Genomic DNA, 25995 nt, shown 5'->3' with positions numbered 1-25995 from the left:
GCGATGAAGAGTTTCGAGGAGCTGTTCGCCGAGCTGGGCGACAAGGCACGCACGCGTCCGGAGGGATCCGGGACGGTGGCGGAGCTGGATGCCGGCGTGCACACGATCGGCAAGAAGCTGGTCGAGGAGGCCGCCGAGTCCTGGATGGCCGCCGAGCACGAGGGCAAGGAGCGGGCCGCCGAAGAGCTGTCCCAGCTGCTGTACCACGCGCAGGTCATGATGATCGCGCTCGATCTGAAGCTCGAAGACGTCTACCGACATCTGTAGGGGTTCCCCACAACCTGACAGACCCACCGGTTCAGTTTCGACAGATTGGGCAGTGCCATGCTGCGCGTCGCAGTACCGAACAAGGGCTCCCTGAGCGAGTCCGCGATCGAGATCCTCACCGAGGCCGGCTACAAACAGCGCCGGTCCACCAAAGAACTCAGCCTGACCGACGTCGCGAACGAGGTGGAGTTCTACTACCTCCGCCCGCGCGACATCGCCGTGTACGTCGGCGAGGGCACCCTGGATGTCGGCATCTCCGGGCGTGACCTGGTGCTCGACTCACACGCCGACGCCGACGTGATCATGGGGCTCGGCTTCGGCTCCTCCACCTTCCGGTTCGCCGCGCCGCCCGGGGTCGCGACCTCGGTGAAGGACCTGTCCGGCAAACGGATCGCCACCTCGTACGCCGGTGTCCTGGCCGATCACCTGGCCGAGAACGGTGTCGAGGCCAGCGTGGTCCGCCTCGACGGCGCGGTCGAGTCGGCCATCGCCCTGGGCGTCGCGGACGTGATCGCCGACGTCGTCGAGACCGGTACGACGCTCCGCCAGGCAGGGCTCGAGGTGTTCGGCGAGCCGATCCTGCAGTCCGAGGCGGTCGTGATCAAGCGGCACGGTGTGGACACCCCACCGCCCGGCCTGCACCAGCTGGCCCGGCGACTCGAAGGCGTCCTGATCGCGCGCAACTACGTGATGATGGACTACGACATCCCGGCCGACCAGATCGACGCGGCCACCGAGGTCGCGGCCGGTCTGGAGTCGCCGACGGTCTCCCCGCTGCACCGCGCGGGCTGGGTCGCCGTCCGGGTGATGGTCCAGCGGGCCGAGGCGCAGCGGATCATGGATCAGCTCTGGGAGGTGGGAGCCCGTGCCATCCTCACCACGGACATTCACGCCTGCCGGATCTGAGGTCTCGATGAGCGAGCGCCTGTTCACGTTCCATCCGCGGAGCGTGGCGATCATGGCCTCGGTCATGGGGTTCTCGCTGATCGCCCTGTTCGGGGTGATCTGGAGCCAGTTCGACGACTTCACGAAGCAGACGTTCAGCTGGTTCCAGCGGCTGACGCTGCTGGCGTTCTTCGGCGCCATCCTGTTGCTGCTGTTCCGGATGGCCACGGTCCGGGTCTCGGCGTACGCCGACGGGCTCCGGATCCGCAACGTCTTCAAGTCGTACATGCTGCCCTGGGCGGAGGTGACCGCGCTGCGGTTCACCTCAGGTGATGCCTGGCTCCAGCTGTTCGATGCCGAAGGCAACCGGATCGGCGTGCTCGCGATCCAGGCGTCTGAGGGTCGGCGGGCGAGCACGGCCGCGAAGGAGCTGGCGGCCATCGCCCGGGCGCACGGCGCTGGACCTAGCCAGCGGATACCTGAAAGCTAGTCTCGTGTGACTGACCGGGCTCCAGGACCACCAGGTCCTGCCCGGTCACGAACGCGTCCGGCGGACACGTCATCGGTTCGACGGCCAACGCCGTACGGCCGATGGCGCTCCCGGTGTAGAGCTGCATCCAAGGCGTGTCGCCGATGAGGGTCGCCCGCGCCCCGGAGCCCGGATCCGACAGGCTGACCGACCAGCCGCCGCCGAGCCCGGTGAACGCGTTGTCGATGTCGAGCTCGCCGAGCACCCGCCCGGTCGAGAAGTCGTACGGCGATCCGTCCACCGGCGCCAGCCCGATCGGTGACAGTCGGTCCGGCGACACCTCCAACCACTCCGAGGCACGGAACTCCAGCACGCACTCATCGATCGGCCGGCCCACGCTCAGATACGGATGCGCCCCATACCCGTACGGCGCTGCCGTGGTGCCGACGTTCACCGCCGTCGCGGTCACAGTCAGCTGCTCATCGAGGCGGTACTGCAGCCGCAGCTCGAGCTGATGCGGGTATCCAGGCTGGCCGTGCAGCAGGTGACCGGCCGCCAGGTACGACGGGTCGGAGCCGTCGTCGAGGCGGTTCCAGTTTGCCCAGCGCGTGAGGCCGTGGATCGCGTTCCGCCGGGCCGGTTCGGTCAGATACAGCTGCTGGTCGACCCCGCCGAAGCTGTACTTCCCGTCGGTGATCCGGTTCGGCCACGGGAACAGGTGCTGACCGATCCCCGCATGCGCCGGCCGGTCCGCGGGAAACCCGAGCAGGACCTCGCGACCGACGTACGTGAGTCCGCGCAGCCCACCGCCCACGCTCACCACGGTCCCGGCGTACCCGCCGCCGCTAATCGTCCACTGATCGCCCGAAGGCAGCACGCTCATGCCCCCATCCTCACAAATCCCGTCGGCAACGACACGTAGATGTCCAGCCGCTGGCACCCCGCCAGGCGTGCCGACGGCTGACGAACACCACATCTCCATGTTCTTACCGACGGCCTGTCCATTTGGCGGGGACCCGTTCGTGGTGATGCTGTAGACACGCCAACAGGAGGTAACACCGTGAAGTATTTGCTGCTGATCAATGCCGGCGAACTCGACGTGTCCGGGGGAGCGGTCGGGTGCGAGCCGGAGGACTGGATGCGGTTCGACAAGGAGATCACCGACTCCGGAGTGGTCGTGGCGTCGGAGTCGCTGGCGGACCTGGTCACCCAGACCCGGGTGCAGGTGGACAACGACGGCAAGCGGACCGTGACGGACGGGCCGTTCGCCGAGACCCGCGAGGTGCTCGGCGGGTTCTACGTGATCGATGTGCCGGACCTGGACATCGCGCTCGACTGGGCCGCCAAGTGCCCGGGGTCGCGGGCCGGCGGCTCGGTCGTCGTCCGCCCGGTGGCTGAGTTCCCGGGGGCATGACGATGGACCAGGTCGAGGCGGTCTTCCGGGAGGAGCGCGGCCGGTTGCTGGCCGCGCTGGCCCGGCGGTTCGGCGACCTCGACCTGGCCGAGGAGGTCACGGCCGAGGCGATCGAGACCGCGCTCGTGCGGTGGCCGATCGACGGCGTACCGGCGAACCCGGGCGGCTGGTTGATGACGACCGCCCGGCGCAAGGCGGTCGACCGGCTCCGCCGGGATCAGGTGTACGCCGCCAAACTCGCGATCCTGCAGGTGGATGCGGACCGGGCCGAAGCGCCGCGGCCCGGGGGCGAGTTCCCGGACGATCGGCTGGAGCTGTTCTTCACCTGCGCCCACCCGGCGCTGGCCCCGGAGGACCGCGGGGCGCTCACTCTGCGCTGCCTGGCCGGACTCAGTACGCCGGAAGTCGCGCGAGCGTTCCTCGTCCCGGCCGCGACGATGGCGAAACGAATCGTCCGCGCGAAGGCGAAGATCCGTGACGCCCGCATCCCCTTCCGGGTTCCTTCACAAGAAGAGCTGCCGGAGCGGTTGCCCGGCGTACTGCAGGTGATCTACTCCGTCTTCACCGAGGGATACTCGGCCAGCTCCGGCCCGTATCTGCAGCGCCTCGACCTCGCCGAGGAAGCGATCCGGCTGGCACGCATCCTGCACGGACTGCTGCCGGCCGAGCGCGAAGTCGCCGGACTGCTCGCGCTGATGCTGCTCGTGCACGCCCGCCGCGACGCCCGCACCGGCCCCGACGGCGAGCTGATCCTTCTCGAAGACCAGGACCGCACCCGCTGGGACCGCGACCAGATCACCGAGGGCCGCGCCCTGGTCGTGCGATCCCTCACCGGTGGACCCGCCGGCCCGTACGCCGTGCAGGCCGCGATCGCCGCCGTCCACGACGAGGCCCGCACCTTCGCGAGCACCGACTGGCCGCAGATCGTCGCCCTGTACGACGTCCTGTCCGTCCTGGACGCATCGCCGGTGATCGCCCTCAACCGCGCCGCCGCGATCGCCTTCCGCGACGGCCCCGACGCCGCCCTCACCCTGCTCGACTCCCTGGCGGACGAACCCCGCCTCCGCGATTACCACCCCTACGCGCTGGCGCGAGCCGACCTTCTGCACCGCCTGAACCGGCGCCCCGAAGCCGCGGAAGCCTACGGGCGGGCCCTCGAGCTGGCCGGCTCCGACCCTGAACGCACCCACATCCGCGCTCGCCTCACAGCGCTCACTCTTGAGGACATCTGATGGACTACTACCCCTGGATCGAAGCCGAACGCCTCGACCTCGCCGACTTCCTCGACACGCTCACCGAGCCCGACTGGGCAGTCACCTCGCTCTGCCCCGCCTGGACCGTCCACCAGGTCGTCGCGCACCTCACGCTCTCCACGCGGACCACGCTGCCCGACGTACTGCGGGGTGCGATTCGGGCCCGCGGCGACTGGGAGCGGATGGAGGCCGACGCGGCGACCGAGCGGGCGGCCCGCTTCACCCCGGCCGAGCTGATCGCGCAGTTCCGTGAGACTGCCGGTTCGACGCGGCGCTCGCCTGGCGCGAAGCCGCTCGACACCCTCAACGACGCGCTCGTCCACGGTCAAGACATCGCGGTCCCGCTGGGCCGCGAGCGCACAATGCCCCTCGACCTGGCCGAAGCCGCCCTCGGCCACGTCCTCAAGAGCCCGTTCTACGGCGCTCGCAAACGCTTCCGTGGCACCCGCTTGATCGCGACCGACGCCGACTGGTCGGCCGGTCAAGGGGCCAAGGAGCTGCGCGGCCCGCTCCAGGACCTGCTCCTGGTCGCCACAGGCCGCGAGGCGCGCGCCGGTCACATCGTCGGGTAGCCCGACGGCTTGTCACGGTCTGGGCCGAGTGTCAGCCTGGCGCCATGGACAGCTTGTACGACGCCGCCGGCGGAATGGACGGAATGGTTCGGCTCGCGCATGCGTGGCACGAGCGGGTGCTGGCGGATGAGCTGGTGAGCCACGCGTTCAGTCATGGGTTTCATCCGGACCACACCCAGCGGCTGGCGGCGTACTGGGCCGAGGCGCTCGGTGGACCCGCTTGGGCCGATGGGGGCGAGACCACCGTCGTCTGGATGCACAGCGGGAACGGCGAGCACCTTGAGATGGATCGGCGGGCCATCGAGTGTTTCGACGAAGCGCTGAACGACGTCGGACTGCCCACACCCTTGAAGTCGGTGCTGCACGACTACTTCGCCTGGGCGACGTCCGTGTCGATGGCTCGGTACCACGGCGCGAAAGACCAGGTACCGAAGGGAATGAGCATCCCCAGGTGGTCGTGGGACGGGCTTCAGGAGGCCGCTGAGTCGTGAGGTAGGGCTACTGCTTTGGCGACCAGCTCGAGGGCCGGGTCGTGGGGGACGGCCGGGTTGCCGTCGACGACCACCTGGGCCCGGTCGCGAGTGTTCTGGTCGGCGAAGTGGTCGCGCTCCCAGCGCATCCACTCGAGCCAGTGGTCGCGCAGCGCCTCGCCGTCGCGTTCGATGCCGCGGTCGAGGCGGACCTCGTTGGTGGTCTCGATCCACAGGCGCAGCGACTGCCAGCCGTCGGCCTCGCGGTCGCCGGAGGTGACGCCTTCGACGATCAGGAGGTCGACCGTGACCGGCACGACGTGCAGTTCGGCGTAGGCGCCGGTGTGCCAGTCGTAGCGGCGGTAGCGGCCCTCACGGCCGTCGGCCATCCGCTGCAGGACGTGGTCGCGCAGTAGCGCGAATCCACGCTCGGCACCGGCCCAGCCGTCGTACAGGTCGTCCATGTGGATGACGAACGTGTTCAGGCCACGGGCCTTGGCGCGGGCCTCGAAGCGGTCGGCGAGGGTGGACTTGCCGGAACCGGCCGGGCCGTCGATGGAGATCAGCCGGGTCCGGCCCAGCCGCGGGGGCGCGGCCTGGACGTGGTCGAGCAGGGAGTCCAGGGTCAGGGGGTTCTCAGTTGATTCCATGGCGCTTCAGGATGTCCTCGATCTCGTCGAACTCCGACGAATCCTGCTGACCACCCTTGGCCTTGCTCTTGGCCTTGGGGCTGGCAGCTTTGGCAGGGGCGGCCGACGCGGGGGCCGGCCCGGTGCTGGTCAGTTCACCGGCGGGCTTCGCGGCCTTCGGGGTCTTCGCGGGCTTCGGCTCCTTCGGGCTGCGGGACCGCGCGACGCCGGCGACGACGTACAGGACCACCGAGACGCCGAAGAGCGCGACTCCGGCCCACACGGTCGGCGAGAAGATCAGGTGGGTGACCCAGCTCACCGCCGACCGCACGACGTCCCACACCAGCTCGAGCAGGCCGGTCAGGTAGAGCGAGACCGGCAGCAGCGACCAGGCCACTCCGCGCACACCGGCCGCGGCACCGCGGCGCCGCCAGGCGGCCCAGGAACCGATCAGGCCGAGCAGCGTGAGGCCCACGCAGAACGGCAGCAGCGTCAAATCGTTGAAGTCAGGCACATACCCAGGCTCGCACAGTCAGGCCGCGATCCAAGGGGGGAACAGCCCTGACGCCACCCTGAAACCGCACTCCGGGGACAATGGGCCGGTGCAACCAGGAGAGCGGCGTTTGGCATTCACCGGCTTCGACGACGACGCCGGTACGGCGGACGCGGCGCTGGCGGCGGCGCTGGCGGCCGGGGACCACGGGGCGATGCTCGCCGCGCTGACCCGGGCGCGGTTGCTGGTGCCGGTGGTCGCGATGCTCGGCGAGGTCGAGTACGACGAGAAGGGCCTCGCGCACGACAAGACCTCGGACATGGCGGTCGCGCTGCTGCAGGGCCAGGACGGCCGGAACGCGCTGCTGGCCTTCACCGGGACCGAGTCGCTGGCCCGCTGGAGCGCCGAGGCCCGGCCGATGCCCGCTCAGACCCAGTTGGTGGCCACCGCCGCCGTACAGGAGGGGGCGGCCGCGATCGTCCTGGACATCGCGGGCCCGGCCGCCGGGGTGATCGAGGAGGACGACGTCCGCCGACTGGCCGCCGGCCTCCAGGTGGTTCGCCTGGAAGACGGCGGCTACGGCTGGATCGAGCCTGCCTCAGCCGACGGCTGAGCCGAGGGCGTCCATCGGCTTGGCGCGCATCGCGATCCGGCCGGTGATGGCGGTGGTGGGCAGGACCAGGAGCAGGACGACGCCCACCCAGGCGAGCAGGATCCACGCGGGGCCGGACGGGATCGGCCAGCCGCGGCTCGCGACCGCGATCGGGAGTACGGTGAACGCGGCCGCGATCAGCCCGATCACCAGCCCGAGTCCTGCGATCACCAGGCTCTCGAGGGCGAGCATGCGAGAGACCTGCTTCCGAGTCGCTCCGGTCAGCCGTTGCAGGCCGAACTCCCGGCGTCGGTCGAGCACCGCGACCGCGATCGTGTTCACCGAGGCGATGGCCGTGTAGGCGACCGCGATCCCGGCCAGCAGATAGGCGATGTAGGCATCGACCCCGAGCCCGGCGTCGTACCCCTCGCCGAGCAACTCCCGGCCGCCGGCCGACATTCCCGGCCACTGCGAAAGGTTGATCGCCTTCTTGTCCGAGGTCTTGATCAGCAGCAGGCTCGGCAACCCGGTTGTGGTGTGTTCGGCCAGCAACTTCGACGGCAGCAGCAGCGGCTCGTAGCCGGACGGGCCTTCGGCCAGCGCGACCACCTTCACCTTGACCAGCGCGTTGTCGCCCAGCCGCACGCCGAGCTCCGAACCCACATCGACCTTCAGCTTCTTCGCCGTACCGGGCGGCAGCGCGATCGTCGACCCCTGCAGGTCAGCCAGCGAGCCCTTGGTGACTTTCCCCTTGTAGACAGGGCCGTTCACGCCGAGCAGCGGCCAGGCGTCGCTGGTATGCGAGCTGTCGTACGGCGCCTCGATCCAGCCTTTGCTCCGGACCAGCTCGGACACCGCTGTGACACCTGGCTGCGAGCGAACGTTCTCGGTCAGTCCGGCCGGGATACCACCGGTGGTGCTGGTGACGACGACGTCCGCGGCCAGATCGCCGGTCGCCGCCTCGATGGCCGCCTTCTGCTGGGTCGTCTGGGCGTAGATGTTGCCCAGAGCAATCGTCGTGGCGATCGTGATCGGGATCAGGATCGCGGCGAACTGCACCGCCCGGACCCGCAGGTTGATCACCGCGAGCACACCGCTCGTGCCACGCTTCTCGACCAGCGCCGTCAGCCGCGGGACCAGCGCCCGCTGGATCACCAGCGGAGCCAGGATCGCGACGGCGATCGAACCGGTCAGCCCGGCCGGTCCACCGATCGCGGCTGCGTTGGTCGGACTCATGAACAGCGTGGAGACCGCGATCGACACCGTCACGCCGGCGAAGACCAGACCGATCAGGATCCGCACCCGGCCCAGAGCGACCGGCGGTACGGCAGCCTCCGCGAGCGCCTGGATCGGACGGATCTGGGCAGCCCGGCCGGCGGCGATACCGACGGTCACCCGCAGTACGGCGAAGGTCAGCAGCACGGCGCCCGCGAAGGGCAGCGGCCCCTGGTCGAACCGCAGTTGTGCCGGGACGATCCCGCCACTCACCAACAGGCCGAAGATCCAGTCCCCGGCGACGCGTCCGCACAGCAGCCCGATCACCAGCCCGAGAAGCCCGACCACCATCGTCTCGGCGATCACCATCTTCGCCACCTGCCGCGGCGTCGCTCCGCTCGCTCGGAGCAGCGCGAGCTCCCGCCGCCGCTGCCGGACCGACAACCCGATCGTCGCCGACACGACCAGCGCCATCACCACAGCCACCATCCCACCGAAGACGCCGGACATGATGATCAACGGCAGACTCGTCGCGATCCCGCGGTACTCCGCGACCCCACGCTCATCACCGGTGAATGCCTTCGCTCCGACGGGAAGTTCGAGCCTCTTGGCCAGGTCCTTCGCCGAGACCCCGGCCGCGGGGAACACGCCGATGGAGTCCGGCGCCGGAGCGAGCCGCTCAGCCTCCGAGTCCGCAAAGAACACCGCCGGTACGTCGACAGTCCGCTGAGCCGAGGCGATTCCAGCCACTGTGAACGGCTGGGGCACCCCGCGAACAGTCACCGTGATCTGGTCGCCAGGCTTGGCGGATCCGGCGAGCCGCGCATCGAGCACGACCTGTCCGGTCTGGGGCGCCTGTCCCGCGGTCAGCGCGTACGGCGTGAGCGGGGCGGAGGCCCAGCCATGCCCGATCAGCACCTCGCCGCCCGCGGCGGGCGTCACCACGGCCGGGAACGACCGGTCGGCGATCACCTTCGCGACTCCCGCCGTACCGGCGAGCTTGGCAACCAAGTCCGCGTCGACGCGGTGGCGCTCGGCGAAGGCAGCCGAACCTGAGCCGTTCGGCGGGTGATAGGCGGGGTCGCCGCTGATGACGACGGGAGCTGCGGCCAGGCGCTGAGGTGGGGCGTTCAGGCGGAGGCCGGTCTCGAGGAGGCCGCCGGCGGCAGCGAGCAGGGCGCTGCCGAGCAGGACGGCGACGAAGATCGCCAGGAAGGCCGCGGTGCGGTGGCGCAGGGTGGTGAGCGCGAGGCGAAACATGATTCGGGTCTCCGGTGGGCTCAGGTCGTTGCCGAGGAGAGGCTGAGGTGAGCCAGTTCGGCGGCAACGGATTCGGCGGTGGGGTGGTCGGACTCGGACACGAGGTGGCCGTCGACCAGGAAGACGACGCGGTCGGCATAGGAGGCGGCGACCGGGTCGTGGGTGACCATGACAATGGTCTGGCCCAGTGCTCGCGACTGGTCCCGCAGCAGCGCCAGGACCTCCAGTGCGGTCACGGTGTCCAGCGCACCGGTCGGTTCGTCGGCGAAGGTGATCGCTGCCCGGCCAGCCAGCGCACGAGCGATCGCCACTCGTTGCTGCTGACCGCCGGACAGTTCACTGGGCCGGTGCCCGACACGCTCGGCCAGGCCGACCCGTGCGATCACCGAGCTGACCCACGCCTCATCCGGTGCCTTTCCGGCCAGCGTCAGCGGCAGTACGACGTTCTGCCGCACAGTCAGCGCAGGCATCAAGTTGAACGACTGGAAGACGAAGGCGACGTGTTCACGCCGCAGCTCGGTCAGTGCGGTCTCGTCGAGCCCAGCCAGCGACTGCCCGGCCAGGTGAACCGAACCGGACGACGGTGAGTCCAGACCGGCCGCACAGTGCAGCAGCGTGCTCTTACCGGACCCGGACGGCCCCATCACCGCAGTGAAGGAGCCCTCCGCGAATCCGTGGGTGACACCGCCCAGCGCGGTCACCGCGCCGGGACCGGTGCCATAGACCTTCCGGACGTCCGTGAGCTGGACCGGGGCGCTCACACGCCCACCTGTACGTCGGTCTTCCGGTGGTAGGACTCGTGCGTCCACCAGAGGATTGCGACCACCATGCCCAGCCCGAGGTCGGACCAGAGCCACCACGGCCCGTCGAAGTGTCCGAAGACGGCCAGAGCGACCCAGACGATGAACTGCACGACACAGGCGACCAGCCACACCCCGGTGAACGCCCGCAGCGCGACAGTCAGCGCCCGCGGCGGAGTCGCGTTGGGGAGATCGGCCAGGACCTGCCGCAGGTCACCACGGTTCTGGGCGTACAGCAGCAGCGCCTGCCGGTCGCTGGCAGCCGGCGGGGTCAGCGCGCCACGCCGTACGGCGCTGTCCAGTTTGGCGACTGCGGAGCGGCGGTCGGCCTCGGTCAGAGCGACCTGGTCGGGCAGCAACAGCGGATCGAGAACAGTGTTCATGAGAGGCACCCACGCTTTCGAGGAGTTGAGGTGAACTGTGAAATAGCGTAGGGGTTGAACAGTTTCATGCCCCAGGGGGCAGGACCGCCTTTCGGAGGTGGTGATAGCCCCCCTCTGCCCAGGGGTGGAAGTGCGCGAAGATGGGGGAATGAGCGCAGAGCTGCCACCCGGACTGGCGCTGGCCTGGGGAGTCCAGCCCGTGCAGCGGCGTGGGCCGAAGCCGGGGCTGTCGGTCGAGCAGATCGTGGCGACCGGCATCGAGTTCGGCGACACGGCCGGGTTCGAGGCGATCTCGCTGCAGAAGATCGCGGCCCAGCTCGGCGTCACCACGAACGCGATGTACCGCTACGTGCGCTCCAAGGACGAGCTGATCGTGCTGGTCCACGACAAGGCGCTCGGGTCGCCGCCGGAGCTACCCGCCGGCTGGCGTGCGGCAGCGACCGCGTGGGTGCACGCGCTGGTCGACCGGTACGCCGAGCGCCCGTGGCTGCTCGACGTACCGATCCGTGGCGCGCCCATCACGCCGAACGTGATGCGCTGGGCCGAGGTGATGCTGCAGGCCTTCGCCGAGACCCCGTTGAGCCAGCACGACGCACTCGGCTGCCTGCTGCTGCTCGACGGGTTCGCCCGCAACTACGCGAACCTCGCTCGCCAGCTCGGCGCGAACGACGACGTACCGGTCCAAGCCGAACAGGTCGGCGCCTTCCTCGTCCCGCGCCTCATCGAAAACAACTACCCGATGCTGGTCGCCCTCTACACCAACGCCGAATACAACGACGGCCTCGACGACGACCTCGAATTCGGCCTCACCCGCACCCTGGACGGCATCCAAGCTCTGACTGATCGCTAACGTCCGACGATCCGGAGACCACGCTCTCCGGTCCTTCGGACGTTACGAATCAGGGGAGGGCGATGCGGACGGGGCCTTGGGTGCGGGCGGCTACCCACTGGAGGTGGAAGTCGCTGCCGGGGGCAACTTCCGGTCGGCGCTCCGGCGACGTGCGGAGGTTGACCGGCGCGGTGAGGGTGGCGACGGCAGGAGACTCCGGTACGCCGTTCGCCCGCACCGACTCGATCACGTCGGCCAGTGCCTGCGCGGCCGGCTTGCGTTCGTGGTCGACGGTGAACAGGCCCAGGTCGTACTCGCGGTCCGGGAAGTCCAGCAGCCGCCGGTCGATGTCGTGCGACGACCACCACGTCACGCCGTACAAGGCCGGGTTCGGCAGCACGTGCTCGACCGTCCGCCGGGTGAACTCGGCCTGCAGGTCGACCGGGATGTCCGGTCCGGGCACGCCGACCTCCTGCAGCCATACGGGCCGGGACGGATCCAGCGACGTCGCAGCCGCCAGCTCGACCAGATAGTCGGCGTGGCTGAGCGTCGCCGGACCCATCGGCCCATCCACTCGTGAGACCCCGTTGAACACCCAGGAGTGGACCGTACTCAGGTCGCCGAGATCCACCGCGTCCGTCGGCCGGAACGGATGGTCGGCCTTGTACCAGGCATCGTCGAACACCGAATGCAGCGCCAGTACGTCGGGCGCGGCCTTCCGCACGGTGTCCAGCAGCTCCGTGGCCCAGGCGGTCGACGCCCCGAAGGTGGTCGGGCTGTCCGGCCAGAGGTTGTTGACCTCGTTCCCGAGGGTGATCGCGAACAGGTTCGGCTTCTCGGCGACCGCGCGCGCCACCGTGTCGACGTACGCGGTCAGTCCGTCGCGGACCGTGGAGTCCTCGAACAGGCTGCTCTTGTGCCAGGTGAGCACCCACGAGGGCAGGAAGTCGAAGCTGGACAGGTGGCCCTGGATCAGGTCGACCGCGACCGACAGCCCGTGTTCGGCGGCGGCATCGATCGTGTCCAGCAGATCCTCGATCGCCTTGGAGCGGAGGATGGCCCGGTTCGGCTGGATCCACGGCCAGACCGGGAAGACCCGGACGTGGTCCAGGCCCAGTCCGGCCAGATCCGCGAAGTCCCGCCGTACGGCGTCGCCGTCGTAGTCGAGCCAGCTGTAGAACCAGCCGCTCGAAGGAACGTAGTTCGCGCCGAAGCGGGGATCCGAGGCCATGCCGACGATGCTAAATCGGTTTAGGGACCAGGAGCAAACATCAGGCGGGGGGTGCGGTGGACTCGCGGACGGTGAGGACGGGGTCGGCGGTGCGGCGGTTGACGACCGCGGTGGGGTCGGCGATGACTTCGAGGAGGACCTCGGCGGCCTGGCGGCCGAAGTCGAAGGTGTCACGGGACATCGCTGTCAGCGCCGGGTGCATGAGCTGGGTGAGGATCGAGTCGTCGAAGGCCACGATCGACAGGTCGCCGGGGACCGAGACGCCCATCTCCATCGCCACGCCGAGCCCGGCCACGGCCATCACGTCGCTGTCGTAGACGATCGCGGTCGGGCGATCCGCCTGCGCCAGCAGCCGGCGGGTGGTCGCGGCGCCCTCGGCGTCGCTGAAGTCGGTGGTCAGGGACGGCGCGTCCAGCAGGCCGAGTCGCGGTGCGGCGTCACGTACGGCGCGGATCCGGCGCTGCGTGTGCTGGAAGACCGGCGTACCGGCGACGTGTGCGATCCGGCGGTGACCGAGCGCGGCCAGATACTCCACGATCGTCAGCATGGCGTCCCGGTCGTCCGCCCAGACGGAGGCGAGCTGGCCCTTGCCGCCGCGGCCGCCGATCACCACCGCGGGTAGCTCGAGCGCCTTCAGCGCGTCGATTCGCGGGTCGCGCACGGTCAGGTCGACCAGGATCACCCCGTCGACGCGGTGCTCGGAGGCCCAGCGCTTGTACACCTCGACCTCGGCCTCGGTGTCCTCGACGATCAGCAACTGCAACGAGATCGACTCCGCCGACAGCCCCGACTGCACGCCGGACAGCAGATGCGCGAAGAACGGCTCGACCCCGAGCGTGCGGGCCGGCCGGGCGATCACCATGCCCACCGAGTCCACCCGGGACGCCCCCAGCGCCCGCGCGGCGCTGTGCGGCCGCCACGCCATCTGCTCCGCGATCCGCAGAATCCGCTCCCGCGTCGCCTCACTGACCCCGGGTCGCCCGTTCAGCGCAAACGAGACAGCACCCTTGGACACACCCGCGCGCTGTGCGATGTCGGCAATCGTCGGTCTGGCCACGGTACCTCCCTTATGTGTCGCGTTGGTCCTGATGCTCGACGCTGACGGCGCCCAGGCACGCACCTCGCGGCGTTGGAGCACGACGCACGGAGAACACCACTCCGAGCGCCGCACTCCGCCTTGCGATGCACGCACCTGGACACCGCCAGCATTCGAGCCTCAGCACCAACGCGACACCTACCCTTGACAGCGGATTCTACGATGTGAATAGTTCGGGAGCTATACCGGTTTATCAAACCCTGGAGAATCCCATGCGTAGACGCCGTTCGGCGTTGGTGGCCCTGCTGGCCGCCTCGGCTCTCACTCTGGCCGGCTGCGGCCTCGGCTCGTCCGACGAATCCGGCAGCGGCGGCGCCAAGCCGACCGTCGGCGCGGATGCCCAGGTGACCGGTGCGGTCTCGCTGCAGACCTGGGCCCTGAAGCCGAAGTTCACCACGTACGTCGAAGGCGTGATCAAGGCCTTCGAGGCGAAGTACCCGGGCACCAAGGTGACCTGGCTGGACCAGCCTGGTGACGGTTACGACAAGAAGGTGCTCAGCCAGGCCTCGGCCGGCGACCTGCCCGACGTGGTCAACCTGCCGCCGGACTTCGCGCTGCCGCTGGCCAAGCAGAACCTGCTGCTCGACGTCGCCGCGGCCGACCCGAAGATCAAGGACGAGTACGTCGAGGGCGGCGTCCAGGCGTACCAGTACCAGGGCCTGAACGGCACGTTCGGCTACCCGTGGTACCTGAACACCGACATCGACTACTGGAACTCGGACAAGTTCGCCGCGGCCGGTCTGGACGCGAAGAACCCGCCGAAGACCTTCGACGAGCTGCTCGCGGCCGCCAAGGTCATGCACGACAAGACCGGTGGCAAGGAATACCTGATGAGCCGGCTGCCCGGCATCGGTGACCTGACCAACGCGGGCGTGAAGATCCTGTCCGACGACGGCAAGAAGTTCACCTTCAACACCCCCGAGGCCGCCGCGCTGCTGGACAAGTACCGCGAGGCCTACAAGGCCGGCTACCTGCCGCGCGACATCCTGACCCAGGAGTACCTGGGCAACTCCAAGCTCTTCACCCAGTCCAAGGTCGCCTGGACCACCGGTGGCGGCAACGCGATCGCTGACTTCACCAAGGACAACCCGTCGCTGAAGGGCAAGGTCGTCCCGTCGCCCGCGCTGGACACCCCGCCGCTGTACGTGCAGGGGCTGTCGGTCTCGGCCAAGACCAAGAACCAGGCGGCCGCGATCGCGCTGGCCCGCTTCGTCACCAACGCCGAGAACCAGGCCGCGTTCGCGAAGATCGTGAACATCTTCCCGTCCACCAAGGCCTCGGCCTCGGACCCGTACTTCTCGAAGAGCGACGGTACGCCGGAGTCCGACGCGAAGGTGCTCGCGTTCGAGTCGCTGGCCAAGGCGAAGTCGCTGACGCCGGCGATCATCAGCGGTGCGACGAACGACTTCATCGGCCAGCAGATCTCGCTCGCGATCTCCGGCAAGATCACCTCGCAGGCAGCCCTGGACGCGGCCGTCAACAAGGCCAACCAGCTCCTGACACAGTAGGACTCTGCTCAACTTAAGGACGTAATGCGCTACCAACGTTGGTTCACTCCGTGGGTGCTGGTGATTCCGGCACTCACGTGGTTGCTCGTGTTCAACCTGTGGCCGTCGATCAACACGGTGATCCTGTCGTTCACCAACGCCAAGCCACTGGGCGGCGGCACGTACGTCGGGCTGAAGAACTTCGAGACCCTGCTGCACGACGAGCAGTTGCGGTGGGCGCTGCTGAACAGCGTCATCTACATGGTGGTCTGCCTGCCGTTCCTGACCATCTTCCCGCTGCTGCTCGCCGTACTGGTGGAGAAGAAGCTGCCCGGGATCACCTTCTTCCGGACCGCGTTCTACACCCCGGTGGTCGCGTCGGCCGTCGTGGTGGCGCTGATCTGGCAGTGGATCCTGGACGACCGCGGTCTGGTCAACGGTCTGGCCGAGAAGCTCGGTGTGATCTCCGGACCGCTGCCGTTCCTGTCCGACCAGTGGTTGCTGCTGCTGAGTGCGATCAGCCTGACGATCTGGAAGGGGCTGGGGTACTACATGATCATCTACCTGGCCGCCCTCGGGAACGTCGGCCGTGAACTGCACGAGGCGGCGGCGGTCGACGGCGCCAGCCCGATCCGGCGCTTCATCCACATCACGATCCCGGGTGTCCGCGGCACCATGATCCTGATCTCGATCCTGATCTCGGTGTCGGCGCTGCGGGTCTTCTCCGAGCTGTTCATCCTCAGTGGTGGCAAGGGCGGTCCCGGCGGCCGCGACAACTCGGTCGTGATGCTGATCCAGCAGTACAGCCAGGGCTTCGAGGGCAACCTCGGCTACGCCTCGGCCCTGTCGATCGTGCTGTTCTTCGTCACCGTCGTACCGATGCTCGTCCTGGCCCGTCTCAACCGCCGAGGAGCCGAGGCATGACTCTATTGAATGCCACGCTCCGCGCGGCAGGTCCTGAGGCCTGGTTCCCTTCCTTCCCTCGTCACTCCAGTCGCTGCGCTCCCTCCGCTCCTCAGTCCAGTAAGGGGGCCTCATGACCACCGTCACCGATCCCGCGCGGCCGATCGCGCTGCCGGACCAGCCGAAGAAGCGCGGCAGGAGCGGGACGTTCGGGTTCAACACCGTGTCACCGCGCGAGAAGGTGGTCCGGTACATCCTGCTCGCGTTCGTGCTGCTGATCACGATCGGGCCGTTCCTCTGGCAGCTGTCGACGTCGCTGAAGGGTTCCGGGGAGGACATCTACACCCGGATCCCGCGGCTGCTTCCGTCGCAGCCGACGTTCGACCACTACAAGGCGGTCGCCGACACGATCCCGGTCTGGGACTACGCCCGGAACTCGCTGGTGGTCGCCGTACTGGTTGTCGGCGGCAACATCATCGGCGCGTCCCTGGCCGGCTTCGCGATCTCGCGGCTGCAGTTCAAGGGCCGCAAGCTGGTGCTCGGGCTGTTCCTGGCCACGCTGGTCCTGCCGGGCGAGGTCACGATCATTTCGCAGTACGTGACGGTCCGGGAGTTCGGGCTGGCGAACACCCTCTTCGGGGTCGCGCTGCCAGGCATGATCGGGGCGCTCAACGTGCTGCTGATGTACAACGCGTTCCGCTCACTGCCGATCGAGGTCGACCAGGCCGCGATCGTGGACGGCGCGAACGCGTGGCAGCGGTTCGTGTTCATCGGTCTGCCGTCGGTGCGCGGCACCATCAGCGTGGTCGCGATCTTCGCGTTCATCGGCGCCTGGGACGACTTCCTCTGGCCGCTGATCGTGCTCACCGATCCGGACAAGTACACGCTGACCGTCGGTCTGCAGTACCTGTCCGGGACGTTCAGCAACAACCCACGGCTGATCGCGGCCGGCACGATGATCGCGTTCATCCCGATTGTGATCGTGTTCGCCGTCTGTCAGCGGTTCTTCTTCAAGGGTGTCGAGGAAGGCGCCGTCAAGGGCTAGCCTCGCCCATGGTGAAACGGGCCGAACAGGCGGCACAGACGCGGTCGAAGCTGATCGCGACCGCACGCCGCCTGTTCGGTGCGCAGGGCGCCGCCCACCCTCGCCATCGCGCGACGAAGTCTCCGCCCCGGCCCTGACGCGACGCGTCCTGGTCCGCGGCGATCATCCGCTCCGCGTCACGCGGCGCAGCACACCGCCCTCACCTTCGCGACCCCGCCTCGCCTCGCCGTGCTGCTCTCCCGGAACTCGCGGTTCCGTGGCACGCCGCCCCCTGGCACCGGATCGCCGCCTTGAGCACCGATCAGCCATTTCCGCTGGTATCAGGGCGTGCGGCGGTGCCGGCTAGGGGTAGCGGGTGGTGACGAACTGGCTGAGGCGGGTCGCGATGTCGGCGAGGTCGGTTCGGGCGGGGTGGCGGGAGTCCCAGGCGCTGATCAGGCGGACGGAGAGGTCACCGTCGTCGGTGCGGATCGGGAGCGGGTGCAGGTCGAACTGAGGGTCGTCGGAGACGACGGCTACGCCTCGGCCGGCTGCGGCTAGTGCTTGGGCGACTGTGCCGTCGGCGGCTTCCACGGCGGCGCCGTACGAGAGTCCGTCCCGTCGTAGTGCGGCCTCGAGGGAGATTCGGGAGGTGAAGGACGGCGGCGGCAGGATCAGCGGCACGTCGGCCAACTCCGTCAGCTGGATGCGTTTGCGGCGAGCCCAGGGGTGGTTGCTCGGGACGCAGGCCCAGACCGGCAGGACAGCGAGCGTCTTTGTCTCGTACGGCGCTCTGGCCGGCGTACTGGTCATTGCCAGGTCTGCACCGCGTCCCAGCACCTCGGCTGCGGTCTGACCGTCGGCTTGGAAGACCTCAGGGGTCGGATCATCAGCGTCCAGGGTGGCGATGAACGGGGCGATCACATCCCGCAGGGTGGTCAGGGGAGCGCCGATGGTGATCCGGTCCAGGCGGCCCTGCGCCTGGTAGGTCGCGGCGACCCGGAGGGCGTCGGCCCGCTCCAGGACCTCCTGGGCGAGCGGCAGCAGGGCCTGGCCGGCCCGGGTGGGGGTCAGGCGGCCGCCGGTGCGGTGGAAGAGCTCGACGCCGAGCTCCTGCTCGAGCTGGCGGAGCTGCCGGGACAGACCGGGCTGAGTGATGTGCAAACGATCGGCTGCAGCGGTGACAGTCCCGGCGTCGACCGTCTGGACGAAGTACTGCAGGGTTCGCAGCTCCATTTCCATGCCTCCCAAGCATGCAGATCGTGCGAAACAAGTATTGGACAGCATAGATCGCCGACCGAAGACTGGGAGGATGACGATCGAACAGCGACGCATTCTGAAGACAGCGATTCCAGGACCGGTCTCGGCCGGGCTGATGGCCCGCAAGCAGGGTGCGGTCGCGGCGGGGGTCGGCACGACGCTGCCGGTGTTCGCGGTCGCCGCGGACGGCGGGGTCGTGGTCGATGCCGACGGCAACCAGTTGATCGATCTCGGGTCCGGGATCGCGGTCACCACCGTCGGCGCCCGGGCGCCGCGCGTGGTCGAGGCGGTCAAAGCGCAGGTGGACGCGTTCACCCATACCTGCTTCATGATCACGCCGTACGAGGGCTATGTCGCCGTGGCTGAAGCGTTGAATCGGTTGACGCCAGGTGACCACGAGAAGCGGACCGCGCTGTTCAACTCCGGGGCCGAAGCGGTCGAGAACGCGGTCAAGATCGCGCGTGCCTACACCGGCCGCCAGGCTGTCGTCGTCTTCGACCACGCCTACCACGGCCGGACCAACCTGACCCTGGCGATGACGGCGAAGAACCAGCCGTACAAGCGCGGCTTCGGCCCGTTCGCGGCGGAGGTCTACCGCGCGCCGGTTTCCTACCCGTACCGCGATGGCGGCCTCGACGGCGCCACTGCTGCGGCCCGCGCGCTCGACGTGATCGAGAAGCAGGTCGGCGGGACCGAGGTCGCGGCCGTGGTGATCGAGCCGATCCAGGGCGAGGGCGGCTTCGTCGAGCCGGCGCCCGGATTCCTGCCGGCCCTGGCCGAGTGGTGTCGAGCGAACGGCGCGGTCTTTGTGGCCGACGAGGTACAGAGCGGGTTCGCCCGGACCGGTGACATGTTCGCCAGCAACCACGAGGGCGTCGTACCGGATCTGGTGGCGACCGCGAAGGGGATCGCGGGCGGTCTGCCGCTGTCGGCGGTGACCGGCCGGGCCGAGATCATGGACGCGCCGCAGGTCGGCGGGCTGGGCGGCACGTACGGCGGGAATCCGCTGGCGTGTGCGGCCGCGCTGGCAGCGATCGAGACGATCGAGGCCGACGGACTGGTGGCGCGGGCCCGACAGATCGAGGAGTTGATCAAGCCGCGCCTGCTGCTGGCCCAGAAGGAGGACGACCGGATCGGTGACGTCCGCGGCCGGGGCGCGATGATCGCGGTCGAACTGGTGCAGTCGGGGACCTCCGAGCCCGCGCCGGAGCTGGCCAAGGCGGTGGCAACTGCTTGCCATCAGCAAGGAATCGTCGTGCTGACCTGTGGCACCTACGGCAATGTCCTGCGCTTCCTGCCGCCGCTGACGATCAGCGACGACCTGCTGGTCGAGGCCCTGGAGATCGTCGTCGCGGCGCTGCGGGAGATCTCGTGATCACGGTACTGAATCCGGCCGACCTCAGCGTTGTCGGCGAGGTTCCGGACGGCACGGTCGCCGACGCTGTGGCGGCAGTCGATGCGGCCGCGAAAGCCTTCCCTGGTTGGGCTCGCACGGCACCGCGCGCCCGGTCCGAGGTCCTGCACCGGACCTTCGAGCTGATGCTGCGCGACCGCGCGAAGCTGGCCGAGTTGATCAGCTTGGAGAACGGCAAGTCCCAGGCCGACGCATTGGCCGAGGTGGGCTACGCGGCGGAGTTCTTCCGTTGGTACGCCGAGGAGGCGGTTCGTCCGGGTGGTGACTACGGCTCGGCCCCGGCCGGCGGCGTCCGGACGATTGTCACGGCCAAACCGATCGGGGTCGCGGCCCTCGTGACGCCGTGGAACTTCCCGGCCGCGATGGCCACTCGGAAGATCGCCCCGGCGCTGGCCGCAGGCTGTACGGCGGTGCTGAAGCCCGCGGCCGAGACCCCGTTGACCGCGCTCGCGATCGCCGAGCTGCTGACGGAGGCCGGCGTACCGGCTGGGGTTCTCAATGTGGTGCCGACTACCGACGCGGCTGGAGTGGTGTCCGCGTGGTTGGCCGACCAGCGGGTGCGGGTGATCTCGTTCACCGGTTCGACCGCGGTGGGGAAGACGCTGCTGCGGCAGGCGGCCGACCGGGTGGTCGTGACCGCGATGGAGCTCGGCGGGAACGCGCCGTTCGTGGTGACCGAGGACGCCGACCTCGAGCAGGCGGTCGCGGGCGCGATGATCGCGAAGTTCCGCAACGGAGGCCAGGCCTGTACGGCGGCCAACCGGTTCTACGTGCACGAGGCGGTGGCCGACCGGTTCACCGAACTGTTCGGTCGCGAAGTGGAGAAGCTTGCCGTTGGCCCCTATTCGCAGGGGGCCCAGATCGGGCCATTGATTTCGGACGCCGCGGTTCAGCGGGTGACCTCGGTGGTCGAGTCGGCCGTCGCGGCCGGTGCTCGCGTCACCCACCAGGCCGCCGTACCGGCTGCTGCTGGTCACTTCTACCCGCCTTCCGTGCTGCGCGACGTACCGGATGACTCGACGTTGTTCACCGAGGAGATCTTCGGCCCGGTCGCGTCGATCGCCACCTGGTCGGACGATGCCGAACTCATTGCCCGGGTCAACGATTCCGAGTACGGACTGGCCGGCTACGTGTACGCCGGTGAGCTGGGCCGCGCGATCCGGATCAGCGAAGCGCTCGACGTCGGCATGGTCGGCGTGAACCGCGGCTTGGTCTCCGACCCCGCCGCTCCCTTCGGTGGCGTCAAACAAAGCGGCCTCGGTCGCGAAGGCGCCCGCGACGGCCTCCGCGAGTACCAGGAAACCCAGTACCTGAGCATCAACTGGCCGTAAATGGGGAGCACCTACCCATATTCCGGGGGCGGGGGGTGGGTGCGTAGGGGGGTCGGGAATCTGGGTGGTGGGGACCCATGTGGGGATCTGTGAGAAGCGGTTGACTTCTGGCTATCGGGAAGGCCAACCGGCCGACCGCCCCAAGGAACCGGGAACGGTTCCTGACCGAAGGAGAAAATCATGGCTGAGGTTCTCGACCTGCAGATCCTGTCCGAGGAGAACACCACCAGCCCGGTGCTCCACACCGACGGCTCGGGCGTCAGCTACAACTGCTGATCTTCGCGACCCAGGGGGCCTGTGCCGAAATGGCCCAGGCCCCCCTTCGTCTGTCCTGAGAGGGGTGCAGTGCCGATGATCGACTCGTTCCGGGCCTACACGATCAGTGACCCGCAGTACTACGACCGCGTGGAGCGGTCCTCCGAGCCGGGCGCGTTCCTGGAGCTTCTGCGCGAGCGGGTCGGCGACAAGGCCGCCGTCCTCGATGGCGTCGGTATCTGGGCCCGCTGCCTGGACCGGCCGCTCACCGAGCTGCCGGAGTACGGCTGGAAGCTGCACCTCGCGGCGCGGCCGGATGACCTGGCCACGCTGATGCACGCGGTGATCGACGAGTACCTGGTCGACCCGTTCAGCTTCAAGGTCATCCGCTCTCCGGAGCTCGGACTGGCCCAGCTGGCGCGCTGGTGGTCGCGTGGCGGTGCCGGCAAGGCGGTGACCGTCTACCCTCTGTCCGAGGAGCACGCCCGCGAGCTGGCCGACCGCCTGAGCAAGCGGACCAGTGACCTGCACGGTGCGCACGTTCTGACCGACCGCCGGTACCCGGGCAGTGACGTGGTGCAGTACCGCTACGGCACCTTCCGCAAGCCCCCGGGCGTCGACGACGACGGCTATCCGATCTCCGTGATCACCGGTCCGGACGGCAAGCCGTGGAACGACGCTCGCACGCCCACATTCACCCTGCCGTCCTGGGTAGCGGACCACCCCTTCGCCGTACCGGCTGAGGCGGACGCTCCGACGGCTGACGCGACCGGTCTGCTCAAGCGATACCAGATCAAGTCTGTACTGCGGCATTCGCCGGCCGGCGGCGTCTATCTGGCGACTGGTCCGGACGGGGCCGAGTACGTGCTGAAAGAGGCGCGTCCGCACACGGCCTTTGCCCCGGATGGCTCGGATGCGCCGGAGCGGTTGTGGCGGGAGTACGACTACCTCAAGAAGCTCGACGGCACCGGCATTGCGCCAGATGGCGTGGAGGTGGTGACAGTCTGGGAGCACACCTTCCTGGTGCAGTCCAAGGTGCCCGGAATCACCATGCAGGTCTGGCTTTCTCGCAATCACCCGTTTGCCACGGGGAAACCGGACCCGTCGTACCCGGCGCGGGCGCAGGCGATTCTGGAGCAGATCCGGACCGCACTGACGACCTGCCTGGAGCACGGCATCGTCTACTCCGACACGTCGCTCACGAACATCATGATCGACGATGACGACACCGTGCGGCTGGTCGACTTCGAAGCCTGCCGCCCGGTCGGATCGGACCCCGCGCAGTACCCACGCACCAGTGGTTTCGCCCCCGAGCCCGGTACGGCGGCTTGGGGGAGTGACGCTGCCTACATCGCATACGGCGTCGATGCGATCGAAGCTGCCACGGTCATGCCCCGCAACGCTCTGCTCGCCTTCCGCCCTGAGGTGTTCAGCCGAGCGCTCGCGGTCACTGCCCGCCAGCTGGACCTCCCCCTCAACGGCCTGCAGGAACGCCTCGCCCTCCCCATAGCGTCCGAAAACACGCCGACCACGCCCTCCGGTTCTTCGGACGTTAGCGTTTTGGCGGACGTGGTGCGGGGGTTGCGGAACGCGGCTACGCCGGAGCGGCGGGACAGGTTGTTCCCGGGGCACCCGGAGCAGTTCCAGAGCAACACACTCTCGCTCGCGTACGGCGCGGCCGGGGTGCTGCGAGCGCTGCACCTGCTGGACGGTTCAGTGGATGCAGCGTGCACGGACTGGCTGCTGGCGCGGTTGGATGAGAACCGTCCGCTACCGATGGGCCTGTACGTCGGTCGTGCGGGCATCGGTCTCGCACTGCTGGAACTGGGGTTGGACGATCGCGGTCTGCTCGCCGGAGCGACTAGTGAGGCGCTGAGTGGTGACAAGCGCGGCGGTCTGGCGACTGGGCTGGCCGGTGTCGGCGTTGCGCAGCTGTACGCGCACCGGCTCACCGGAGAGCAGAGTCACCTCGACCACGCTCAGGCGATCGCAGACCGGTTGATCGACCGAGCCTCCGACGACGGGACTGGTCTGTGGTGGCAGCAGGCGGATCCGCATCCGCTCGGACTGCTGCACGGTTCCTCTGGCGTCGCGACGTACCTGACTGAGTTGGGAATCGCGCAGGGGGACTCGTTCCTGGTGAAGATGGGTCGCCGCGCACTGGGTTTCGACCTGGCGCAGGGCAGGCCGCGATTCAACGGGGGCATCGGATTCGGTGCGTACACCGGCAGCTCGCCGTTTGAGCCGTACGTCGTGCGCGGCGGCTCCGGTGTGGGTCTCGCCGTCGCTCACCACCTGCGGCTGACCGGGGACGAGACGCTGGTCGATCCGCTCTGGTCGATCGTGCGGGGTGTCGGGATGCCGTTCACGGTGAACCCGGGGTACTTCGCTGGGATGAGTGGGCTGATCGAGTTCCTGCTCGAGGCCAAGGCGGCGTTGCCGGACGATGCGGCCGCTCTCGACGAGACGATCGGCCGACTGGTCGACCAAATCACCGCACTGCGCTGTGAGGACGCGTCGGGGACCGGCTTCCCGGGTGACGGGTTGATGCGGCAGAGCTGCGACGTCGCCTCCGGCAGCGCTGGTGTCGCGATGACCCTGCACCGGTTGCAGAACGGTGGCGAGACGCTCGACGTACGGTTCGGGCGGCCGGCGGGAGTGTTGAGCCATGTCAGGTGATCGGTTGGCCGTTGTGTGCACCGGTGCGAGTGCCGCGCTCGATCTGCCCGCGCACTTGGCGCACTGGCGACGTGAGGTGGGCGGACCGCTGTCGGTGATGCTCACCCACTCCGCACTGACGTTCGTGCAGCCGTCGGCGGTCGCGTTGATCGCCGATGAGGTGATCGAACCGCACGGACCTGTGGTGAACCCGGTCGCGTTCGCCAACCGGGCCAGGCTTTTCGTGGTCGCACCGTGCTCTGCGAACTTCCTGGTCTCGGCCGCGCTCGGACTGGCGTCGTCGCCCGCACTGACCGCGATGCTGGCCACTCCGGCACCGCGGATCGTGTTCCCGCACATGAACCCGCGGATGTGGCAGGCGCGCACCACGCAGCAGGCAGTCCGCGCACTACGCGAGCAGGACGTCGTCGTGGTGTCGCCGGAAGACACCGAAGTATTGACGCTGTGGAGTGGCGAATTCGAGCCCAGTAAGGCGATGCCGGCCCCGGTACGAACCGCTGCGGTGATCGCTGCGCAGTGGCGGAACTTGGTAGCAGCAGCATGAGTAGCCGGACCGAGTTGCTGCGCGACAACCGGGACTTCAGTCGGTTCTGGTGGGGACAGGCGCTGACTGCGCTGGGCGCTCGCGTCAGTGACGTGTGCATTCCGCTGCTGGTGCTCGACCTGACCGGTTCGGCTCTGTGGGCCGGTGCGTTGCTGACGGTCCGGCTGATCGTGTTGAACGTCGCTCGGCTGCCAGCCGGTGCGCTGGCGGACCGATGGGATCGGCGCCGAGTGATGATCCTTGTCGACCTGATCCGTGCAGTGCTGTGGGCGGTGCTCGCAGTGGTGGTGTTTGCCGGCGCCGGGTCAGTGTGGCCGCTGGTGATCGTCGGAGTGGTCGACGGACTGGTCAGCTCGATCTACAACCCGTCCCTGGCTGCGGCGCTGCGGCATCTGGTTCGCCCGGACGACATCACCAAAGCGGTGTCACTCAACGAGTCCCGCTCGTACGCCGCCAGCTTGCTCGGACCTGCGGTCGGTGGTGGCCTGTACGCCATCGCGCATTGGATCCCGTTCGCGATCAACGCGGTCACGTTCATGCTGTGCACCTACCTGGTGTTCCGGATCTCTGCCGGCCTCGGTGGTCGGAACGCATCGCAGGAGCGGCTCACCACGGACATGTGGTCGGGACTGCGGTACGTGTTCACGCAGCCCTTCCTGCGCACGCTGACGATCTGGTCCGCAGTGCTGAACTTCGCTACGGCCGCGGCGTTCTTCGGGATGGTTCCGATGCTGGTCAGCCTGAAGACACCGGCCGAGGTGATCGGTGCGATGTCGGCGGTCGTCGCTGCGGGCGCACTGCTCGGATCACTCGTCGCACCGAAGCTGGTGGCGACCGGACCGTTCCGAGCCGTGGTGGCTGGCGGTCTGGTGGTTGCCGGCGTCGTCACCGCGGTCGCCGTCGTACCGTCGATGCCTGTCGTGGTGGCCGCGCTCGCACTGCTCGGAGCGACCGCACCGGTGCTGATCATCGCGATGACTGCGCAGGTCTACGACGTCATCGACGACTCGATGATGGCGCGGGCCCAGAGCACCATGACTCTGGTCGGCTCGCTGTTCTACCCGGTCAGCACGATCGCCATGGGCTGGCTCCTGCAGTACCACGGGCCAGGCCCGGCGTACGGCGTCATGGCCGCACTGCTGGCCGGTGCCGTCCTGTTCACTCTGGCCCGGCCGGTCCGGGCCCAACTGTCGCCGGAACCGGTGGCATCCCGTTCGCTCGTGGTGTGAGGAGACCTGCC

At 68.7% G+C, this 25995-nt stretch carries 26 protein-coding genes; 17 read left to right on the top strand and 9 right to left on the bottom strand.

The window, feature by feature from the left end; genetic code table 11:
- Positions 1–3 precede the first annotated feature (3 nt).
- The 3 genes from OG474_RS04800 to OG474_RS04790 are packed head-to-tail and all read left to right on the top strand — an operon-like array spanning position 4 to position 1642.
- Positions 4–267: a phosphoribosyl-ATP diphosphatase gene (locus OG474_RS04800; RefSeq protein WP_132167079.1), complete on the top strand. Its 264-nt coding sequence runs from the start codon at positions 4–6 to the stop codon at positions 265–267.
- Between the two features lie 57 nt (positions 268–324).
- Complete coding sequence (gene hisG / locus OG474_RS04795) at positions 325–1173, top strand: ATP phosphoribosyltransferase (RefSeq protein WP_405060963.1); 849 nt, start codon at positions 325–327, stop codon at positions 1171–1173.
- A 7-nt stretch (positions 1174–1180) separates the two neighbouring features.
- Positions 1181–1642: a PH domain-containing protein gene (locus OG474_RS04790; protein WP_405060962.1), complete on the top strand. Its 462-nt coding sequence runs from the start codon at positions 1181–1183 to the stop codon at positions 1640–1642.
- Here the strand turns inward: OG474_RS04790 and OG474_RS04785 are convergent.
- Positions 1617–2504 (bottom strand): aldose 1-epimerase family protein, encoded by an 888-nt coding sequence (locus tag OG474_RS04785; protein ID WP_405060961.1) that lies wholly within the window; start codon positions 2502–2504, stop codon positions 1617–1619. The genes OG474_RS04790 and OG474_RS04785 overlap by 26 nt on opposite strands.
- A 177-nt stretch (positions 2505–2681) precedes the next feature.
- Between OG474_RS04785 and OG474_RS04780 the strand changes: the two genes are divergently transcribed.
- From OG474_RS04780 to OG474_RS04765, 4 genes are read left to right on the top strand one after another with little or no spacing between them, the layout of a single operon-like run.
- Positions 2682–3035 (top strand): YciI family protein, encoded by a 354-nt coding sequence (locus OG474_RS04780; protein ID WP_405060960.1) that lies wholly within the window; start codon positions 2682–2684, stop codon positions 3033–3035.
- Positions 3032–4267 (top strand): RNA polymerase sigma factor, encoded by a 1236-nt coding sequence (locus OG474_RS04775; protein WP_405060959.1) that lies wholly within the window; start codon positions 3032–3034, stop codon positions 4265–4267. Before OG474_RS04780 ends, OG474_RS04775 begins: the two co-directional genes overlap by 4 nt.
- Positions 4267–4860 carry a maleylpyruvate isomerase family mycothiol-dependent enzyme gene (locus tag OG474_RS04770; RefSeq protein WP_405060958.1) on the top strand — a complete coding sequence of 198 codons (594 nt, stop codon included), beginning with the start codon at positions 4267–4269 and terminating at the stop codon, positions 4858–4860. The genes OG474_RS04775 and OG474_RS04770 overlap by 1 nt, the downstream gene beginning before the upstream one ends.
- 44 nt (positions 4861–4904) lie before the next feature.
- The gene (locus OG474_RS04765; RefSeq protein ID WP_405060957.1) at positions 4905–5351 is read left to right on the top strand and encodes an oxidoreductase; all 447 of its coding nucleotides are present in this window, start codon (positions 4905–4907) and stop codon (positions 5349–5351) included.
- On the opposite strand, the gene OG474_RS04760 is transcribed toward OG474_RS04765, so the two are convergent.
- A complete protein-coding gene (locus OG474_RS04760) occupies positions 5330–5980 on the bottom strand; it encodes a uridine kinase (protein WP_405060956.1) in 651 nt (216 codons plus the stop codon). The two genes, OG474_RS04765 and OG474_RS04760, sit on opposite strands and share 22 nt — an antisense overlap.
- On the bottom strand, positions 5967–6473 hold the full coding sequence (locus tag OG474_RS04755; RefSeq protein WP_405060955.1) for a hypothetical protein: 507 nt from the start codon (positions 6471–6473) through the stop codon (positions 5967–5969). Before OG474_RS04755 ends, OG474_RS04760 begins: the two co-directional genes overlap by 14 nt.
- Before the next feature lie 88 nt (positions 6474–6561).
- Between OG474_RS04755 and OG474_RS04750 the strand changes: the two genes are divergently transcribed.
- Entirely contained in the window at positions 6562–7065 is a 504-nt protein-coding gene (locus OG474_RS04750; protein ID WP_405060954.1) for an SseB family protein, read from the top strand.
- Here the strand turns inward: OG474_RS04750 and OG474_RS04745 are convergent.
- The 3 genes from OG474_RS04745 to OG474_RS04735 are packed head-to-tail and all read right to left on the bottom strand — an operon-like array spanning position 7051 to position 10702.
- Positions 7051–9519, bottom strand: a complete 2469-nt coding sequence (locus OG474_RS04745) for an FtsX-like permease family protein (RefSeq protein ID WP_405060953.1) — start codon at positions 9517–9519, stop codon at positions 7051–7053. The two genes, OG474_RS04750 and OG474_RS04745, sit on opposite strands and share 15 nt — an antisense overlap.
- A gap of 20 nt (positions 9520–9539) precedes the next feature.
- Positions 9540–10280, bottom strand: coding sequence for an ABC transporter ATP-binding protein (locus OG474_RS04740; protein WP_405060952.1), 741 nt, complete (start codon positions 10278–10280; stop codon positions 9540–9542).
- Entirely contained in the window at positions 10277–10702 is a 426-nt protein-coding gene (locus OG474_RS04735) for a DUF1707 domain-containing protein (RefSeq protein WP_405060951.1), read from the bottom strand. The genes OG474_RS04740 and OG474_RS04735 overlap by 4 nt, the downstream gene beginning before the upstream one ends.
- Positions 10703–10850: 148 nt before the next feature.
- Here OG474_RS04735 and OG474_RS04730 point away from each other — a divergent pair, with 148 nt between their 5' ends.
- On the top strand, positions 10851–11552 hold the full coding sequence (locus tag OG474_RS04730; protein ID WP_405060950.1) for a TetR/AcrR family transcriptional regulator: 702 nt from the start codon (positions 10851–10853) through the stop codon (positions 11550–11552).
- A gap of 49 nt (positions 11553–11601) precedes the next feature.
- On the opposite strand, the gene OG474_RS04725 is transcribed toward OG474_RS04730, so the two are convergent.
- Positions 11602–12762, bottom strand: a complete 1161-nt coding sequence (locus tag OG474_RS04725) for a glycosyl hydrolase (RefSeq protein ID WP_405060949.1) — start codon at positions 12760–12762, stop codon at positions 11602–11604.
- Between the two features lie 40 nt (positions 12763–12802).
- Positions 12803–13819 (bottom strand): LacI family DNA-binding transcriptional regulator, encoded by a 1017-nt coding sequence (locus tag OG474_RS04720; protein WP_405060948.1) that lies wholly within the window; start codon positions 13817–13819, stop codon positions 12803–12805.
- A 251-nt stretch (positions 13820–14070) separates the two neighbouring features.
- Here OG474_RS04720 and OG474_RS04715 point away from each other — a divergent pair, with 251 nt between their 5' ends.
- The 3 genes from OG474_RS04715 (at position 14071) to OG474_RS04705 (ending at position 17293) form a co-directional block, all read left to right on the top strand.
- A complete protein-coding gene (locus OG474_RS04715) occupies positions 14071–15366 on the top strand; it encodes an ABC transporter substrate-binding protein (RefSeq protein ID WP_405060947.1) in 1296 nt (431 codons plus the stop codon).
- Between the two features lie 24 nt (positions 15367–15390).
- Entirely contained in the window at positions 15391–16269 is an 879-nt protein-coding gene (locus OG474_RS04710) for a carbohydrate ABC transporter permease (RefSeq protein WP_405060946.1), read from the top strand.
- A 112-nt stretch (positions 16270–16381) separates the two neighbouring features.
- Complete coding sequence (locus tag OG474_RS04705; RefSeq protein WP_405060945.1) at positions 16382–17293, top strand: carbohydrate ABC transporter permease; 912 nt, start codon at positions 16382–16384, stop codon at positions 17291–17293.
- 342 nt (positions 17294–17635) lie between these two features.
- On the opposite strand, the gene OG474_RS04700 is transcribed toward OG474_RS04705, so the two are convergent.
- Positions 17636–18508 (bottom strand): LysR family transcriptional regulator, encoded by an 873-nt coding sequence (locus tag OG474_RS04700; protein WP_405060944.1) that lies wholly within the window; start codon positions 18506–18508, stop codon positions 17636–17638.
- A gap of 76 nt (positions 18509–18584) precedes the next feature.
- Here OG474_RS04700 and gabT point away from each other — a divergent pair, with 76 nt between their 5' ends.
- From gabT to OG474_RS04675, 5 genes are all read left to right on the top strand, one after another.
- Positions 18585–19907, top strand: a complete 1323-nt coding sequence (gabT, locus tag OG474_RS04695) for a 4-aminobutyrate--2-oxoglutarate transaminase (protein WP_405060943.1) — start codon at positions 18585–18587, stop codon at positions 19905–19907.
- The gene (locus OG474_RS04690) at positions 19904–21277 is read left to right on the top strand and encodes an NAD-dependent succinate-semialdehyde dehydrogenase (protein WP_405060942.1); all 1374 of its coding nucleotides are present in this window, start codon (positions 19904–19906) and stop codon (positions 21275–21277) included. Before gabT ends, OG474_RS04690 begins: the two co-directional genes overlap by 4 nt.
- 351 nt (positions 21278–21628) lie before the next feature.
- Positions 21629–24211 (top strand): class III lanthionine synthetase LanKC, encoded by a 2583-nt coding sequence (gene lanKC, locus OG474_RS04685; protein ID WP_405060941.1) that lies wholly within the window; start codon positions 21629–21631, stop codon positions 24209–24211.
- Positions 24201–24755 (top strand): flavoprotein, encoded by a 555-nt coding sequence (locus tag OG474_RS04680; RefSeq protein ID WP_405060940.1) that lies wholly within the window; start codon positions 24201–24203, stop codon positions 24753–24755. Before lanKC ends, OG474_RS04680 begins: the two co-directional genes overlap by 11 nt.
- A complete protein-coding gene (locus OG474_RS04675; RefSeq protein ID WP_405060939.1) occupies positions 24752–25984 on the top strand; it encodes an MFS transporter in 1233 nt (410 codons plus the stop codon). The genes OG474_RS04680 and OG474_RS04675 overlap by 4 nt, the downstream gene beginning before the upstream one ends.
- Positions 25985–25995 lie beyond the last annotated feature (11 nt).

This window comes from Kribbella sp. NBC_01505 (assembly GCF_045040285.1).
GTDB lineage: Bacteria > Actinomycetota > Actinomycetes > Propionibacteriales > Kribbellaceae > Kribbella.
The sequence above is the reverse complement of the archived record's forward strand: the minus strand, read 5'-3'. Positions and strand labels throughout refer to the sequence as shown.